Here is a 16,235-nt window from a genome sequence, read left to right on the forward strand (position 1 = left end):
GGATGCGGGCGCGCATCCTGCCAAAGGCGGCGCGGAAGGTCCACCCGGTGGTCCACGCATGGTCAGAGGCGCGCCCGGGGAGACTTGTTCGCCAACTCCGGAGTGATGTTCACTCCTTCGAGTGGCGGAGCGGTTGATGCGCGCCCCCCTCTCAAAAGCGCTGGAATGGTCGGAAGCCGTACCAGGAGCGGGGCGCCCTTCCACGTGACCGTGCGTCACCTCTGCTTCAAGGGTGGACGAGTCAAGATTGCGAGCACCGGTGCAGAAGAAGCGGCCGCGGAGCAAGGGCACGACGCGCGACGGTTCCGGGGCGACGCCTCCGGCACCCGGCACCGACAAGCGGACCGTGCGGGTCCGCAGCCGACTGGTCGCCGGAGTGGCGGTCGTCGGCGTCATCGTCGTGGCGGCGGGCGCCCCCGCCGTGCTCGGCGCCTCCACCGACGTGACCGAGTCCCAGCGCCTGGTCACCCTCGCCGAGCTGAACCAGCAGGCGGTCACCCTCGGGCACTCCCTCGCGGACGAGCGTGACGCCGTCACCGCGTACATCGCGGACGGCCGGGACGAGAACGCCGACGACAGCGCGAAGAACCGGGCCGCCCGCGCCACCCGCGTCGATCAGCAGATCGACGAGATCCACGAGGCGGCCTCCGCCTCCCTGCGCCGCGATCTCTCGACGGTCGCCTCCCTGCGCCGCGACGCCCTGACCGGCAAGGGCTCGGCCCTGGAGGCGCACCAGGCGTACTCCGACGTCATCGCCAAACTGCACGGCATCGCCGCCGAACTGGCCGAGAAGACCCCGCCGCGCGCCGACGCCACCCGCGCCCCGCTCACCCTGGGCAGTGCCTCCGAGCAGGCGGCCGCCACCCGCGGGCTCCTCCTCGCCGCGCTCGCCGTGCCGAGCCCCGAGCCGACGGCCCCGCGGACCGACCCCTTCACCGGGCTGCCCGTCGAGAACCGGGACGAGGGCGGCGCCCGCGCCGACCGGGAGCGCGACGAGCTGAGCGCCGCCGCCCAGCAGGCCCGCGTACGGGAGCTGGCCGCGCTGGCCGACTTCGACCAGGCGGCGGACCCGGAGGCCCGCGACAAGCTCTCCGCCACCGTCACCGGCTCCGAGGTCAACGACGCGGAGAAGTACCTCGCCCGCCTCACCGACCGCCCCGAGCTGTCGGAGGCGGAGCGCCGGACCAGCCCGAAGAAGCTGGAGGCCGCGCTCTCCGCGCGGGTCGACCGGATGCGCGGCGTCGAGTCCGCCCTGGCCACCGGCCAGGTCCGCGACCTGGAAGGGCTGCGCGACGACGACGTCACCGCCCTCGAACTGAGCATCGCCCTGCTCGGCGGCTGCTTCCTGCTCGCGGTCGGCATCTCCACCGCCGTCGCCCGCACCCTCACCCAGCCGCTCGCCGTCCTGCGTATCGGGGCCGCCCGTCTCGCCGAGGACCCTTCGAGCGCCGAACCGGTCCGCTACACCGGCCGCAACGACGAGTTCGCCCAGGTCGTCCGGTCGATGAACACCCTGCACGACCGGTTCGCCACCCTGCACCAGGACGTCGCCGGCCGGGTCGAGAGCCTCTCCGGCGAACGGGCCAAGCTGATCGAGGGCCGCCAGGCCCTGGTCACCCAGCGGACCGAACTCCAGGCGCACGTCACCGAACTGGCCACCGAGCTGGAGCAGCTGCGCGGCACGGTCGACCACACCTTCGTCAACCTCTCCCTGCGCACCCTCGGACTGGTCGAGCGGCAGCTCGGCGTCATCGAGAGCCTGGAGGAGCGGGAGCAGGACCCGGAGCGCCTGGCCACTCTGTTCAAGCTGGACCACATGGCCACGGTCATGCGCCGGTACAGCGAGAACATGCTCGTCCTCGCCGGTGCCGAACACAGCAACGGCCACGCCGGACCGATCCCGCTGGTGGACGTGGCGCGCGCCGCCGTCAGCGAGATCGAGCGGTACGAGCGGGTCACCATCCAGTCCCTGCCGCCGCACGCCCAGATCGCCGGGTTCGCCGCCGACGACCTCAGCCACCTGCTGGCCGAACTCCTGGAGAACGCCACCGCCTTCTCGCCGCCCGACGCCCCGGTCGAGCTGTCCGGCTGGCTCCTGGAGAGCGGTGAGGTGATGCTCTCGGTGTCGGACGAGGGCATCGGCATGTCGGCGGTCCGGATGGGCGAGCTCAATGCCAGGCTGGCGGATCCGGCCCCGTTCGAGCCGGGGGAGCGGCACGCCGACGTCACCGGGGCCGGACTCGGCCTCCAGGTCACCTCGTTGCTGGCCGCCCGGCACGGAGTACGGGTCCAGCTGCGCGAGCAGAAGGGGAGCGGTGTGACGGCTGTCGTCGTCCTCCCCGAGACGCTGCTGCCCAACTCCCTCCCCGCCGGCCCGCCCCCCGCCGTACAGTTGCCCGGCGACGCGCCCGCGCTCAACCTTCCGGGCTCGGTGGCGGAGGCCAACTCCAATGCCCTGCCGCGCCGTTCGGAGACCTCGTCGGCGGCGCCCGCACCCGTGACGCCCGACGCGGACACCGGCACGGAAGCCGACGCCGTACCGGCGCCGGAGGCGGAGACCGTGGCGGCCGAGCCGACCGCCGAGGCGGCACAGGACCCCGCCGCACAGATCGCCCCCGAGCCCGTGCCCGCCGTCGACCCCATGATCGCCGCGGCCGAGCGGGCGCTCCGCGAGAACGCCGCAGCCGAGAAGGCGGCCGACACGGACGCGGGCGGCGAGGGCCCGGACGCCACCGCCGTACCGGAGCAGAAGCAGGAGCAGGAAGCGCGGCAACCGGCCGCCGACGCGGAGGCCGCGGCCGACGCCGCCCCCGAGCGGGACTCCGAGATCACCCTCCAGGTCCGTCTGCCGAAGCCTCCCGCGGCCCCGGCCGACGAGACAGCCCCGGCCGACGAGGCAGCACAGTCGGACGAGGTCGCCCCGGCCGACGAGGGAACGCCCGCCGACGACGCGGTCCCCGGCGGAGAGCCCGAGCCCGCCGGACACATGCCCTCGGCCGGACGGCCCGGCACCGCCGACCCGGTGGCGGACGCCCCCGCCGCCCCCGGCTTGTACGCGATCGGCCCCGACCGCCACGAGCGGCCCGCCGAGACCGCCCCCGGCGACCAGGACCCGGACGACGGTCCCGCCGCCCGCCCCGCGCCCCACGCGGAGGCCGCCGCCCCGGCACCGCACGCCGAAACGGTGCCCGCCCCCCGCCGCCCGGTCACCGACAAGGGGCTGCCGAAGCGCACGCCCAAGGTGGTCCGGCCCGACGCGACACCGGCTCCCGGACGGACCGGAAGCCTCGACCGGGACGCCCTGCGCCGCCGGCTCGGCAGCTTCCACCAGGCCGCGAAGGAGGGCCGCCGCGACGTCGAGGCGGAGATCGCCGGGACCGGCGGCATCGCCGTCGCCGAACCCGGAGGCGTACCCGCCGGGCGTACGGGGCACGAGAACACCGCACACTCCACAGGCGCCGCACCAGGCGCACGGAACGCAAGCACCGCACGGAACGCCACGACCGGCGGCCGGGCGGACGGCCGGAACGAAGAGACGGGGGACACAGTCGAGGAGGCACGCAGTTGACTGCGCCCAGCACATTCGGGCTGAGTAACGAGGCCCGGAACCTTCACTGGTTGCTGAGCAATCTCGTGGAGGAGGTGCCAGGGGTCCACTCGGTCACCGTCGTCTCGTCCGACGGCCTGATGCTGCTCTCCTCCGACCCCGGCCACCACGACCCGCGGCCGGAGGCGGCGGGGACGGCGAACGGGCCCAAGGGCTCCAGCGCCGACCTGGCCACGATCGTCTCGGGCGTCGGCTCCCTGACGGTCGGCGCGGCCAAACTGATGGACGGCGGCGGCGTCAAACAGACGATGGTCGCCATGGACGAGGGCAGCCTCTTCGTCATGTCGATCAGCGACGGCTCCCTCCTCGGCGTCCACGCCGCGCCGGACTGCGACATGAGCGTCGTCGCGTACCACATGGCCCTCTTCGTCGGCCGGGCCGGACACGTCCTCACCCCCGAACTCCGCAGTGAGCTGCGCACATCGATGGAGAGCGCCCAGTGACGACCGCCGCCGCAGAACCCGCCCCCCGGCTCCCCGTCCGAGGGGCCGGGAAACGTCCCGCCCGCGTCCGCCCGTACTCCCTCACCGGCGGACGCACCCGGTTCGGGCACGTCCTGCTGGTCGAGACGTTCGTCGCCGCCCTCGAAGCACCCGACGAGCGCCGCGAGCTCACCAACGGCAACCTCGCCACCCGCGTCATGCCGGAGCTGCGCGCCATCGTCGAACTCTGCCGCCGCATGCGTACGGTCGCGGAGATCTCGGCCCTGCTGAAGATGCCGCTCGGAGTCGTCCGGGTGCTGCTCAGCGACCTGGCCGACCAAGGAAAGATCCGCGTGTACGGAACCGGTCACGGCACCGGTCAGCCCGACCGCGCACTGCTCGAAAGGGTGCTCAATGGCCTCCGCCGTCTCTGAGGCGCCGCTCTTCGCCCCGCGTCAGCAGGGGTCCCGTCCACAGGCCGAGGAGTCCCCGCAAGCCTGGCAGCTCGACCACACCCGCGCGCCCATCGCCACCAAGATCGTGGTGGCGGGCGGATTCGGCGTCGGCAAGACGACGTTCGTCGGCTCGGTCTCCGAGATCACGCCGCTGCAGACCGAAGCGCTGATGACCCAGGCCGGCGAGGAGACCGACGACCTCTCCGCGACGCCCGAGAAGACCACCACGACGGTGGCCATGGACTTCGGCCGGCTGACCCTCGACGACGACCTCGTGCTGTACGTCTTCGGCACCCCCGGTCAGCAGCGCTTCTGGTTCATGTGGGACGACCTGGTCCGGGGCGCGATCGGCGCGATCGTCCTGGCCGACACCCGGCGGCTGGAGGACTGCTTCCCCGCGCTCGACTACTTCGAGAGCTGCGGCCTGCCGTACATCGTGGCCGTCAACCACTTCGAGGGGACGCCCGGCTACGACGCCGAGGACGTCAGGGAGGCCCTGACCGTACCCCTGCGGGTGCCGATAGTGATCATGGACGCGCGCAACAGGATCACGGTCGTCGAGTCCCTGCTGGCCCTGGTGGGCCACGCACTCGACGTCGCCCCCGCCTGACCGCCCCGAATCAGAAACGACGGAGCACGGAGAGCCGCGATGCGGAAGATACTCATAGTCGGAGCCGGCCAGTCCGGGCTCCAGCTGGCCCTGGGACTGCAGTCCAGAGGCTACGAAGTCACCCTGATGTCCAACCGCACCGCCGACGAGATCCGCACCGGCCGGGTCATGTCCACGCAGTGCATGTTCCACACCGCGCTCCAGCACGAGCGGGACTACCAGCTGAACTTCTGGGAGTCCCAGGCCCCGAAGATCGAGGGGCTCGGCGTCTCCGTCGCCGCCCCCGACTCCTCCCGCGCCGTCGACTGGGTCGGCAGGCTGGACGGCTTCGCCCAGTCCGTCGACCAGCGCGTGAAGATGGCCGGCTGGATGGAGACCTTCGCCCAGCGCGGCGGCCAGCTCGTCATCCACGGCGCGGCCGTCTCCGACCTGGACTACTTCTCCCGCACCTACGACCTCGTGATGGTCTCGGCCGGCAAGGGCGAGCTGGTCTCCATGTTCGGCCGGGACGCGGCCCGTTCGCCGTTCGACGCCCCGCAGCGCGCACTGGCCGTCGCCTACGTCCACGGCATGGGCCCCCGGCCGGAGCACCCGGCGTTCGACGCGGTCCGCTGCAACCTGGTGCCGGGCGTCGGCGAACTGTTCGTGATGCCGACCCTCACCACCTCCGGCCGCGCCGACATCCTCTTCTGGGAGGGCGTTCCGGGCGGCCCGCTGGACGCCTTCCAGGGCATCAAGGACCCCTCCGAGCACCTGGCGAAGACGCTGGAGCTCATGGAGCGGTTCACGCCGTGGGAGTACGCCCGCGCCACCAAGGTCGAGCTGACCGACGCCAACGGCACCCTCGCCGGCCGCTACGCCCCCACGGTCCGCAAGCCGGTCGGGCGGCTGCCCGGCGGCGGCCTGGTCCTCGGCGTCGCGGACGTCGTCGTGGCCAACGACCCGATCACCGGCCAGGGCTCCAACTCGGCGTCCAAGTGCGCCAACTCCTACCTGGACTCCATCGTCGAGCACGGTGACCAGGAGTTCGACGCGGCGTGGATGCAGTCCACCTTCGACCGGTACTGGGAGACCGCGCAGCACGTCACGAAGTGGACCAACGCCATGCTCGGCGTCCCGCCGGAGCACGTGCTGAACCTGATCGGCGCGGCCGGTCAGCTCCAGCCCGTGGCAGACCGCTTCGCCAACGGGTTCGACAACCCGGCGGACTTCGAGAACTTCTTCTACGACCCGGAGAAGACGAACGCCTACCTGGCCTCGGTCTCCGGCGGCTGACCGGGGCCCGAGCGCCCCGACCACCGCTTCGGCGGCCGGACCCGCACCGCCGGTCCGGCCGCCGAGTTCTGTCGGGAACGGGACCGGGTGCGGGTGCGGGTGCCGGGCGCGAACGGGTCCGGGAACGGGGCTGCTTCCCGGCGCTCTACGGGGTGCCGGGTGCGGTGTCCGCGCTGTACCCGGTGTCCGCGCCGTCGCGGGCGCCCTCGGGGAGGTCCGGGCGCGTGTACGCGGACAGCGGGGTGCCGTCCGGGTCGGGGCGCACGGCCCCCAGCGGCGGGTTCGACGCCAGCGGCGAGACCTTGACCTTCGTACCGGGGCGGGGCGCCTGCACCACCAGGCCGTCTCCGATGTACAGCGCCACATGGGTGGCCTTCGGGAAGTAGACGACCAGGTCGCCGGGGCGCAGCGTGGAGAGGGGCACCCTCGGCAGGCGCTTCCACTGCTCCTGCGAGGTGCGCGGGATCGTCCGCCCGGCCGCCGACCACGCCTGTGAGGTCAGCCCGGAGCAGTCGAAGGAATCGGGGCCCTCGGCTCCCCACACGTACGGCTTGCCGATCTGGCGGACCGCGTACGCCACGGCGTCGCCGCCCTGCCGGGTGGGGGACCGCCGCGTGGAGGAGAGGGCTCCGGAGGCCACCAGGTCGCGCTGGGCCTTGTCCACGCCGCGCTGTTCGAGATCGGCGAGCTGGGCGAGCTGTTCCTCGGAGAGCGTGGAGAGCAGCCCCTCGACCTCCCTCAGCCTGCCGTTCACGGCATCGCGCTCCTTCTTCTGCCGTGCGGCCAGCTTCTTCTGCTGGTCCAGGGCCCTGCGGGAGGCGGCGGCCAGCCGGTCGGCCCGCCGGGCGGCGCCGGTCAGCCGGTCCACCGTCGCGGCGCGGTTCGCGGCGAGCCGCCCCACGACGTGGCTCCGGTCCAGCGCCTGCTGGGGGTCGCGGGCCAGCAGCAGCCGGAGGTACGCGGAGAACTCGGTATGCCCCTGGTACTGCTCGCGGGCCAGCCGCCCGGCGTCCTGGCGGCTGGTCTCCAGCGCCGCCCGCGCCTTCGCCAGGTCCGCGTCGACCTTCTTCAGCTGTGCGGTTCGCCGTTTCAGCTTCTCGGCGGTGGCGTTGTAGGTCTCGCTCGCCTCCTCCGCCTCCCGGTAGCGGGTCTGCAGCTCGCGCAGGAGGGCGACGACGCTCTTCGGAGCCTCGGGCGCGGCGAGGGCGGTTCCGGCGTCCACCTCCGCCGCGTCGGACCCGTCGGCGCCGGACTCGTCCGCGCCGGGCTCCGAGGCGTCGGACGGTACGGACTCCCCGGACGGTACGGGGCCGGGCTCGGGGGGAGCGGCGGTGGCGGGGGAGACCGTGAGTGCCGCGGCCAGCGCCGTCGTGCAGACCGCGCGCAGGAGCCTGACCGACACGACATCACCTCCATGACGGAGACGCGGCCCGACCACGGGCACGTCCATTGATCGGCGAATCCGATCATCCGGTCATCCGACGGCAGGTGACGCAAGCACCGCGCGGCGTGCCGTCCGGGGAACCCCCGGACGGCGGCGGCAGAGGGAGTGACGGGGCCCGGTATCAGGTCACCGGGAAGGAGTAGAAGCTCCGGTCGCGCTGGACGACGACGATCTTCCCCACGGCGAGCACCCGGTACGGCGCGCTCACCGTCGCCCCCTTCGGGTCGGCGGACCCGATGTCCTGGAACTTCCACAGCCGTTCCCCGTCGGCCGCCGAGAACGCCGTGACCTGGACGGCGTCCGCGGCGACCAGGGTCTTTCCGCTGTAGCTCAGCGTGAGCGCCGGGGCGTTCCCGATGCCCGGCACCTCCGTGGAGCGACGCCACACGAGGCGGCCGCTCTCGCGTTCCACCGCGCCGACCAGTTGGCTGCGTTCGGCGGTGTGGATCAGGGGCCCGGCGGTCAGCGGGGTGCCGAAGACCGAGCCCGCGCTGCCCTCGACACGCCACAGCGGCTTCGAGGTGTCCGTCTCGAACGCCTCCAGATCCGTGCCGACCGCCGCGTACAGCGTCCCGTCCTCGTCGCCCGAGACGGCGGCCCGGAGGGAGGCCGCGCCGTACTGCTTGACCCACAGCGGCTTGCCGGTCTTCTGGTCGAACGAGCGGATCGAACCCTTGCCCTTGGCCGCCTTGACCTCGGCCGGGGTCAGAGTCGCCGCGCTCTGCCGCACGAGGAGGTCGGCCGAGCGCTCCGCGACCACCCGGTAGACGGGGGTGCCCGGCGCGCGGCCCGCCGGCACGGGGGTCCGCCACAGCTCCTTGCGCTGCACGATGTCGTACGCGAGGAAGAACGCCTCGACGACCTGCTTGTCCTTCCCCTTCTTCTTGCCCTTCTTCGGCTTCGGGGCCTTCACCGTGACCGTGTGCGACGCGGTGAACCAGATGACCGGCCCGGAGGCGCCGGCCAGGGGACCGACAGCGAGGCCCGGCAGGTCGGCGAAGGCTTCCGTGTACCGCACGCGGTGCACGACCTTGCCGTCCTCCGGCGCCAGCCACAGGAACTCCGTCGGGCTCGCCACGAAGACCAGGTCCGCCCCGGTCGCCGCCGCCACCTGCCCCTTCGCGGCGTCCGCGCGCTGCCACAGCCGCTTCCCGGTCCGCAGGTCGACCGCGCTGGCCTGGCTCTCGCTGATCACCACGAGGAGCCTGTCCCGCCATACGGCGGTGGCGAGCGGGGCCGCCTCGGAGGCCGGGTGCGCGTAGATCCAGCGCGGTTCGGGCGCCTGGCCGGGGAGCGTACGGCGGGGCTCCGGCGCGGGCTTGTCGTCGGTCGCCACGGCGGTGTTCCCGGACCCGAGCGCGGCGACCGCGCCGCCGCCCACGACCAGCCCGCCGACCGCGGCCGCCGCGATCGTCAGCAGGGTCCGCCGACGTGCGCCGGGATCGGGCGCGGGGGCCGGGGCGGGCGGCAGCGGCAGGGAGACCATCGGGCTCCCGCCGGACCCGCCGGACCCGGCGGGAAGGGCGGCGGCCGGGTAGGGGGCGGGTCCGCCGTCCGGATGGCCGTGCCGCTGCGGGGCGTCCGGTGCGGTGGCGAGGTGGTCGGCGTGCTGCGCGGCACCGGAGGCGGTGGGCGCCGGGGCGAGGGTGGGGGCCGGGTGAGCGGTCAGCTCCGGGGGGAGCGCGAGCTGGGTCGTCGGCCGGTCATGGCGGGCCGGGCGGGGCCCGGTGTCGAGGAACCGGGTGGTGTCCCGGTCCTCCTCCACCTCCCCGTCCCCCGGCGACGGCTCCGGGGCGCCCGCCGGGGCGGGGACGTCCACGGGGGCCGGGGCGGGAGCGTCCACCGGGACGGCGTCCTCGGGCCCGAGGACGCCGTCCCGGCCGGTCGCGGGCTCCGGGGCGTCCTGCGGGGTCCCGTCCCCGGCGGGGCCGCCCTCCGCCTCCCCGGCCCCCGACGCCGCCTCCGGGTCGCCCTTCTCCGCGGGGCCGTCCTCCGGTACCTCCAGGGCCAGCACCCGCGCCTCCTGGTCCGCGACCGCCGCCGCGAGGGGCTCGGGGAGCCAGCCGCCGCGGGCCAGGCCGGCCGCGCCCTCCAGGGCCAGGTCGGCGGCGACCGAGCCGGCGGTCGGCCGCGCGGCCGGGTCCTTCGCCAGGCAGCCCGCGATCAGCTCGCGCAACGCCTCCGGTACGGCGTCGAGTTCGGGCTCGTCCTCCGCGATCCGGCGGGTCGCCTCCTCGGCCGGACCCTCCGTGAACGGGGTCGTCCCGGTCGCCGCGTACGCCAGCAACAGCCCCAGCACGAACAGGTCGGAGGCGGCGGAGACCTCCTTGCCCTCGATCTGCTCGGGCGTCAGATAGCCCAGCCGCACCGACAGCTGGCCGCCGGGCCGGGCCCGGGCCGACGCGGCCGCGCCCAGCGGGCCGAACGCGGTGAGCCGGGGGCCGTCGGCGGCCAGCAGCACCGTGCCGGGGGCCAGCCCCTGGAGCACGGAGCCGGTGGCGTGCACACGGGAGAGGATCTCGGCGAGGCCCGCGCCCAGGATCCGTACGGCCTTCTCGGGCAGCGGCCCGGCGATCCCGACCGCCTCGGCCAGCGGCAGCGCGGGTACGTGGCGTGCCGCCGTCCACAGGGGTTCCGGGCCGTCACCGGGCGTCCGGGGCGCGTCCCCGGCCTCCAGGGGCGGGCTCACCCAGCCGCCGGCGAGGCGTTCGGCGGTGCGCGCCTCGGCCCGGAAACGGCGGCTGAAGACCGGTACGGCGGCCAGTTCGGGGCGGGCTGCGGTGACGAGGGCCGTCTCGCCGGTCGCGGTGTCGCGGGCCACGTACCGTACGGCGCTCGCGCGTTCGTCGAAGCGGGCCAGCGCGGTGAAGCGGCCGAAGCGGCGTGGATCGTCCTGACGCAGCGCCTCCATGGCGCACCCCCTTGTGACCGTTCACGGCGACCGGATGGCCCGTCCCCCGGCGCCTGACCGCCGATCTTAGGGCCTGTGCCCCCGGCGCGGACCGCGCCGCCGCTCAGTCGCGGCCCGAAGGCTTGGACCAGGGCCAGTTGAGGGTGCGGCGTTCGCGGCCGGCCGGGGCGTACTCGTACACCCAGCCGCGCTGGAGGCCGAGCCGTTTGGTGTAGCCGGCCGGGACCCGCTGGTAGGCGTACACGGTGGCGGGGCCGCCGTCGGGGGAGGGCACCGGGACCTCGTACCACTTCGGCGGGTGGCCGGTCGGGCCCAGCAGGACCGGCAGGACCCGGCCGTCCAGGGGGCCGCCGCGGAAAGGGGTGTTCTCGCTCTTCACCCGGTCAGTCTGACGCAGGGGCGGCGGGCAGCAGGTGCGCCGCCTCCACCACGACCGGAATCACCCGTTCCGCCAGCTGTCCGGCCGGGCCGTCGGACCGTTCCAGGGCCAGCAGGTCGCGTACGACCGTCGCGGTCTCCGGGTCGGTCGCCGCGGTCGCGGTGAGCAGGGCGATCAGGTGGTCGACCAGCCAGCCGCGCAGCTCGGCCGCGGCCGGCCGCTTCCCGTCGTCCAGCCAGATCAGCGACGCCGCCTCGACGGCGGCGATCCAGCTGCGCACCATCATCCGCAGCCTCGGCCCGGCGGGCTCCTCCCCGGTTCCGGCCATCCGCCCGAGGTGGCGCAGGATCTCGTCGGCCGCCGCCCGGCGCACCCCGTCCACGATCGTCGTCGTCCGGGACGTCTCCACCACGCTGCCGCCGCGCAGCAGCGCGCTGAACCCGGTGTCGTGCTCGTCGACGAAGCGCAGATAGCGGTCGAGGACCCGCGCGACCCGCTCGGTCGGCGGGCCGACCGGCGGTTCGGTGAAGCACTGCGTCAGCTCGTCGGCCGCCGAGCCCAGCGCGGCCTCGTACAACTGCTGGCGCCCGCCGGGGAAGTAGCGGTAGACCAGCGGCCGGGAGACCCCGGCCGCCACCGCCACCTCGTCGAGCGAGACCTCGTCGGGCGCCCGGTGGGCGAAGAGGCCGAGTGCGGCGAGCAGCAGCTGGGCGCGGCGCTCCTCGACGCTGAGCCTGCGGTACGTCGCCCGGGGCGGCGGGACTGCGGCGGTGGAGGTCATGCCACCGACCCTAAGGCCCCCGGGTCCCGCTCCTGTCGGCAGCACAGGTTTCAGGCCAGCAGGCCGGAGGCCCGCCACAGCCGGCGGCTGGGCCCGCTCAGCATCCCGATGTCCTCGAAGAAGTCGGTGAGCCGCTTCGCGCCGGTCTGCATGATCTCGGCGCGGTGGCCGCTGGCCTTCACCTGGGCGACGGCCTCGCGGCGGTCCAGGCCGACGTTCTCGTACACCTGCGGGTTCACGAAGCAGACCGTGAAGACGCGGGCCGCCTCGCCGCAGCTGAGTTTGGTGAGCTCCCGCTCCCAGCGCGGGGCGGTCACCATCTGGCGGCGCAGCTCCTCCCGCGCGTACCGGACGTGCCGTGCCTCCTCGATCACGTGGATGCGGGTCACCCCGCGCACCACTGTCTGCACCCGCTCGTCCGGGAAGATCAGGCGCTGCATCCAGTCGAGGATCTCCTCGCCGAGCAGGGTCGCGGCGAACGAACCGGGGGTGGTGGAGAAGGTCTTCAGGACGCGCGCCAGATTGTGGTAGACCCGCGGAACCTGGTACGCCGGGGCGCCGCTCCAGTCGATCACGCGGCCGAACATCATCGAGTGCCGGCACTCGTCGGCTATCTCGGTGAGCGCGTAGCGGACGTGGTTGCTGGTGGCGGGTTTGTCGTAGACGTGCCGGACGAGCAGTTGCATGAGGATGATCTCGAACCAGATGCCCAGTGAGGTCAGCGCTGCGGCCTCGTGGCGGGAGAGGTCCAGGCGCTGCTCCTCGGACATGCGGTCCCACATGGGGGTCCCGTACAGCGACAGCAGCTCCGGCGGCCAGAACCACTTGCCCTCCTCGACAGCCGAGTCCCAGTCGATCTCGGTGTCGGGGTCGAAGGAGTGCTTGGCCGAGGATTCGAGCAGGCGCAGGGCGACCTGTTCGCGGTCGCGGAGCGGGCCGAGCGCGTCGCGGAGCAGGGTGACGTCGGGAGCGGTGACGGGCGGCGTCATGGCGGGAGCACCTCACACGGGAAGGGCCGGGCACGGGTGTTACCGGCGGTCACTCTTTATGAGACTGCCTGTCAGCAAGGCCGTCAATCCCTTGGACGGGACTCCGTACGACTTGTTGACCCGGCGTCTAGCAGCGTGTGAACCTGCCGGGGAGGCGGCCGAGGCGTGCGCTCAACTGCCCGCCGAGTGAAGGAACTTGTCGATCACGTCGAGCTTTCGAGGCGAAGGAGCCGCCCGTGTCCACCCACGACCTGTACGCCAGCCCGCCCGCCGAACCGATCTGGCAGGTCCCCGCCACCGGGGCCGCCCGCTTCAGCTGGGACTACGACGACGGGCGCGAACGCCTGCTCGCCCTCTACCAGAAGGGCAAGGACAAGCAGTGGGACGGCGCCAAGCGGATCGACTGGTCGCTGGAGGTCGACCCCACCGACCCGCTCGGCACCCCCGACGAGGCGCTCACGCTGTACGGCACCCCGCACTGGGCGAAGATGACGGAGAAGGACAAGGGCGAGCTGCGCAAGCACTACACCTCCTGGCAGTTCAGCCAGTTCCTCCACGGCGAGCAGGGGGCGATGGTGTGCGCGGCGCGCATCGTGGAGTCCGTCCCCGACCTGGACGCCAAGTTCTACTCCGCCACCCAGACCATGGACGAGGCCCGGCACGCCGAGATCTACGGCCGCTTCCTGCACGAGAAGATCGGCATGCTCTACCCGGTCAACGACAACCTCCAGGGGCTGCTGGGCGACACCCTGCGCGACTCCCGCTGGGACATGCCCTACCTCGGGATGCAGGTCCTGATAGAGGGCCTGGCGCTGGCCGCCTTCGGGATGATCCGCGACACCACCACCGAGCCGCTGCCCAAACAGATCCTCGCGTACGTCATGCAGGACGAGGCCCGCCACGTCGCCTTCGGACGGATGGCGCTGCGCGACTACTACAAACAGCTGAGCGACGCCGAACTGCGGGAGCGCGAGGAGTTCGTCATCGAGGGCTGCTACCTGATGCGCGACCGGCTCAGCGGCGTCGAGGTCCTGGAGAACTTCGGCATCGGCAAGCAGGAGGCGCAGGACCTCTCGGAGCACTCCGAGTACCTCCAGCTCTTCCGCAAGCTCCTGTTCAGCCGGATCGTCCCGTGCGTCAAGGACATCGGCCTCTGGGGCCCGCGCCTCCAGCAGGCGTACGTCGACATGGGCGTCCTCGAACTCGGCGACTCCAACCTCGACCTGCTGATGTCCCAGGACGAGGAGATAGCCGAGGCGCTGGACCGCGAACGCTTCGCCGCCGAGGAGAAGGCCCGCGTGGCGGAGGTCGCGGAGGCGATCGGGGAGGGCGCGGCCGAGGCCGCCTGAGGGGCCGGCGGGGCGGCCCGCGTGCCGATATCCGGTGTACGTGACGGGGCCCGGCGGTCACGATGCCGGTATGACGACGAACCCGCCCCCAGCCACCGCCGCCGGACGTGCCGCGGCCCGTCGCAGCCTCGAAGCGCTCGCGCTGGGCGACGCGTTCGGGGAGCGCTGGTTCCCGCTCTTCCGCGAGCCCCGGCAGGCGGCGAACGAGATCCGGGGCCGCCGCACCCCGCCCGAGCTCCGCTGGCACTGGACCGACGACACGGCCCTGGCCCGTGCCCTCGACCACTCCCTCGACGAGCACGGCCACGTCGACCAGGACCACCTGGCGCTCTGCTACGCCCTCGCCTTCGACGCCGACCAGGCCCGCGGCTACGGCCACGGCATGCACCTCCTGCTGCCCCGGCTGCTCGCCGCCCCGGCCGACTGGCGGAGGCTGGCGCCCGAGCTGTTCGACGGCGGCAGCCTCGGCAACGGCGCGGCCATGCGGGTCGCACCGCTCGGCGCCCGGTTCCACGAGGACCTGGACCACGTCGCGGCGCAGGCCGCGCTGTCGGCGGAGGTCACCCACGCCCACCCGGACGGCATCGCGGGCGCGGTGGCCGTCGCGGTGGCGGCGGCGCTCTCGGCCCGCGGCGAACCGGCCCTGGACGCGGTCGCGGACCGTACGCCGGCGGGGCCGGTGCGGGACGGGGTCCGGCGCGCGGCGGCGACCCCGTTCACCACGCCGCCGTGGCAGGCCGCGGACCTGCTCGGCAACGGGCAGCGCATCCGGGCCGACGACACCGTGCCCTTCGCGCTGTGGACCGCGGCCCGCCACCCGGACGATCTGGAGGCGGCGCTCTGGGCGACCGCGGAGGGCCTCGGGGACGTGGACACCACGTGCGCCATCACGGGCGGTGTGGTCGGGGCGGCGACCGGGACGGCCGGCGTGCCGGAGGAATGGCTGCGCAGGTGCGAGCCGCTGGGGTGAGGGGACGGGGAACGGCGGCCGTGGGCGGCACCGGCGGCACTTCGCCCGGTACCGCATCGGTCCGCGCCGCTTTCGGCCCGATATCGATCCGGTCCGCGTCGAAATTCCGTTCGCCCCCGTGTCGTACCGTGAGCCCATGACCACCCCGCCGCATCCGCCGCAGGGCCCGTACGGGCCGCCGAACCCGCAGCACCCCTACGGCCCGCCGACAGCCGCGCCGGGGCCCGTCCCGCACCAGCAGCCCTACGGCTACCCGCAGCCGCCCCCGGCCCCGCCCCAGCAGGGCCCGTGGGGTGGGCCGGACCCGCAGGGCGGGGGCACCTGGCCGTCCCCGGGCGCGCGCCCGCCGCGCAGGAGGCGGGCCGGTCCGATCGTCGGGATCGCGCTCGGCGCGATGGTGGTGGCGGGCGGCATCGTCTTCGGCGTCGCCCGGTTCGCCGACCGGGGCAGCGACCTCGTGTACCCGAAGGCGGAGTACCGGCTCGTCGTGCAGAAGCAGCTCCTGGACGGCGAGTTCACCCTCGGCGACGACCTGTCGGAGACCGAGGGCAAGGAGATCGAGGAGACCCCCGACGTCAGCGTCCGGGACGCCGAAGCGGTCGTCGCCCACTACGTATCGGCCGACGGCGGGGCCCTGATCCTCTCGGGGATGTACGGGCGGCTGGCGAGCCCCGACTTCATGCGCGGCACGATCATGGAGGGCGCTGCGGGCACCGAGGGCGGGAAGGTCGTCGTGCCCCCCAAGGAGTTCAGGCCGCGGGGGTACGACATCGTGGTCGAGTGCCAGGTCGTGCAGTCGGACCAGCTCGGCACCCTCGCCAACGTCCCCATGTGCGCCTGGGCCGACGACAACACCGCCGCACTGGTCGCGCTGGTCCGCACGCGGGACGTGGCCGAGGACGCGAAGTCCATCGACCTCGCGGCGGCGGCGGAGGAGACGGCCGAGGTCCGCGAGGAGGCCCGCAAACCGCTCGGCTGAGGCGGGAGGCGGGAGGCGGGAGGCGGCCCGAGGCCCGAGGCCCGACCGGGCACAGGCCGACCGC

13 protein-coding genes are annotated in these 16,235 nt (G+C 73.8%); 8 read left to right on the plus strand and 5 right to left on the minus strand.

From position 1 onward, the window contains the following. The first annotated feature begins 259 nt into the window (after window positions 1-259). The 5 genes from QFZ71_RS21675 to QFZ71_RS21695 are packed head-to-tail and all read left to right on the plus strand — an operon-like array spanning window position 260 to window position 6,369. On the plus strand, window positions 260-3,568 hold the full coding sequence (locus tag QFZ71_RS21675; RefSeq protein ID WP_307671545.1) for a nitrate- and nitrite sensing domain-containing protein: 3,309 nt from the start codon (window positions 260-262) through the stop codon (window positions 3,566-3,568). After that, a complete protein-coding gene (locus QFZ71_RS21680) occupies window positions 3,565-4,050 on the plus strand; it encodes a roadblock/LC7 domain-containing protein (protein WP_307669827.1) in 486 nt (161 codons plus the stop codon). The genes QFZ71_RS21675 and QFZ71_RS21680 overlap by 4 nt, the downstream gene beginning before the upstream one ends. Then, window positions 4,047-4,463 carry a DUF742 domain-containing protein gene (locus QFZ71_RS21685; protein ID WP_307669828.1) on the plus strand — a complete coding sequence of 139 codons (417 nt, stop codon included), beginning with the start codon at window positions 4,047-4,049 and terminating at the stop codon, window positions 4,461-4,463. Before QFZ71_RS21680 ends, QFZ71_RS21685 begins: the two co-directional genes overlap by 4 nt. Then, a complete protein-coding gene (locus QFZ71_RS21690; RefSeq protein WP_307669829.1) occupies window positions 4,444-5,094 on the plus strand; it encodes an ATP/GTP-binding protein in 651 nt (216 codons plus the stop codon). Before QFZ71_RS21685 ends, QFZ71_RS21690 begins: the two co-directional genes overlap by 20 nt. A 39-nt stretch (window positions 5,095-5,133) precedes the next feature. After that, entirely contained in the window at window positions 5,134-6,369 is a 1,236-nt protein-coding gene (locus QFZ71_RS21695) for a styrene monooxygenase/indole monooxygenase family protein (protein WP_307669830.1), read from the plus strand. Window positions 6,370-6,514: 145 nt separating this feature from the next. Here QFZ71_RS21695 and QFZ71_RS21700 read toward each other — a convergent pair whose 3' ends face one another. The 5 genes from QFZ71_RS21700 to QFZ71_RS21720 all read right to left on the minus strand — a co-directional run bounded on the left by QFZ71_RS21700 (window position 6,515) and on the right by QFZ71_RS21720 (window position 12,873). Beyond that, window positions 6,515-7,771: a C40 family peptidase gene (locus tag QFZ71_RS21700; protein WP_307669831.1), complete on the minus strand. Its 1,257-nt coding sequence runs from the start codon at window positions 7,769-7,771 to the stop codon at window positions 6,515-6,517. A 163-nt stretch (window positions 7,772-7,934) separates the two neighbouring features. After that, window positions 7,935-10,724 carry a PQQ-binding-like beta-propeller repeat protein gene (locus tag QFZ71_RS21705; protein WP_307669832.1) on the minus strand — a complete coding sequence of 930 codons (2,790 nt, stop codon included), beginning with the start codon at window positions 10,722-10,724 and terminating at the stop codon, window positions 7,935-7,937. A 103-nt stretch (window positions 10,725-10,827) separates the two neighbouring features. After that, entirely contained in the window at window positions 10,828-11,103 is a 276-nt protein-coding gene (locus QFZ71_RS21710; protein WP_307669833.1) for a hypothetical protein, read from the minus strand. A gap of 4 nt (window positions 11,104-11,107) precedes the next feature. Continuing rightward, window positions 11,108-11,884 (minus strand): TetR/AcrR family transcriptional regulator, encoded by a 777-nt coding sequence (locus QFZ71_RS21715; protein WP_307669834.1) that lies wholly within the window; start codon window positions 11,882-11,884, stop codon window positions 11,108-11,110. A gap of 50 nt (window positions 11,885-11,934) precedes the next feature. Beyond that, a complete protein-coding gene (locus QFZ71_RS21720; protein WP_307669835.1) occupies window positions 11,935-12,873 on the minus strand; it encodes a diiron oxygenase in 939 nt (312 codons plus the stop codon). A gap of 236 nt (window positions 12,874-13,109) precedes the next feature. Here QFZ71_RS21720 and QFZ71_RS21725 point away from each other — a divergent pair, with 236 nt between their 5' ends. The 3 genes from QFZ71_RS21725 to QFZ71_RS21735 all read left to right on the plus strand — a co-directional run bounded on the left by QFZ71_RS21725 (window position 13,110) and on the right by QFZ71_RS21735 (window position 16,171). Then, complete coding sequence (locus tag QFZ71_RS21725; RefSeq protein WP_307669836.1) at window positions 13,110-14,222, plus strand: ferritin-like domain-containing protein; 1,113 nt, start codon at window positions 13,110-13,112, stop codon at window positions 14,220-14,222. A 70-nt stretch (window positions 14,223-14,292) separates the two neighbouring features. Next, a complete protein-coding gene (locus QFZ71_RS21730) occupies window positions 14,293-15,192 on the plus strand; it encodes an ADP-ribosylglycohydrolase family protein (protein ID WP_307669837.1) in 900 nt (299 codons plus the stop codon). 136 nt (window positions 15,193-15,328) lie between these two features. Continuing rightward, window positions 15,329-16,171 carry a hypothetical protein gene (locus QFZ71_RS21735; protein WP_307669838.1) on the plus strand — a complete coding sequence of 281 codons (843 nt, stop codon included), beginning with the start codon at window positions 15,329-15,331 and terminating at the stop codon, window positions 16,169-16,171. Window positions 16,172-16,235 lie beyond the last annotated feature (64 nt).

It is taken from the genome of Streptomyces sp. V2I9 (assembly GCF_030817475.1).
In the GTDB taxonomy this organism is placed as follows: domain Bacteria; phylum Actinomycetota; class Actinomycetes; order Streptomycetales; family Streptomycetaceae; genus Streptomyces.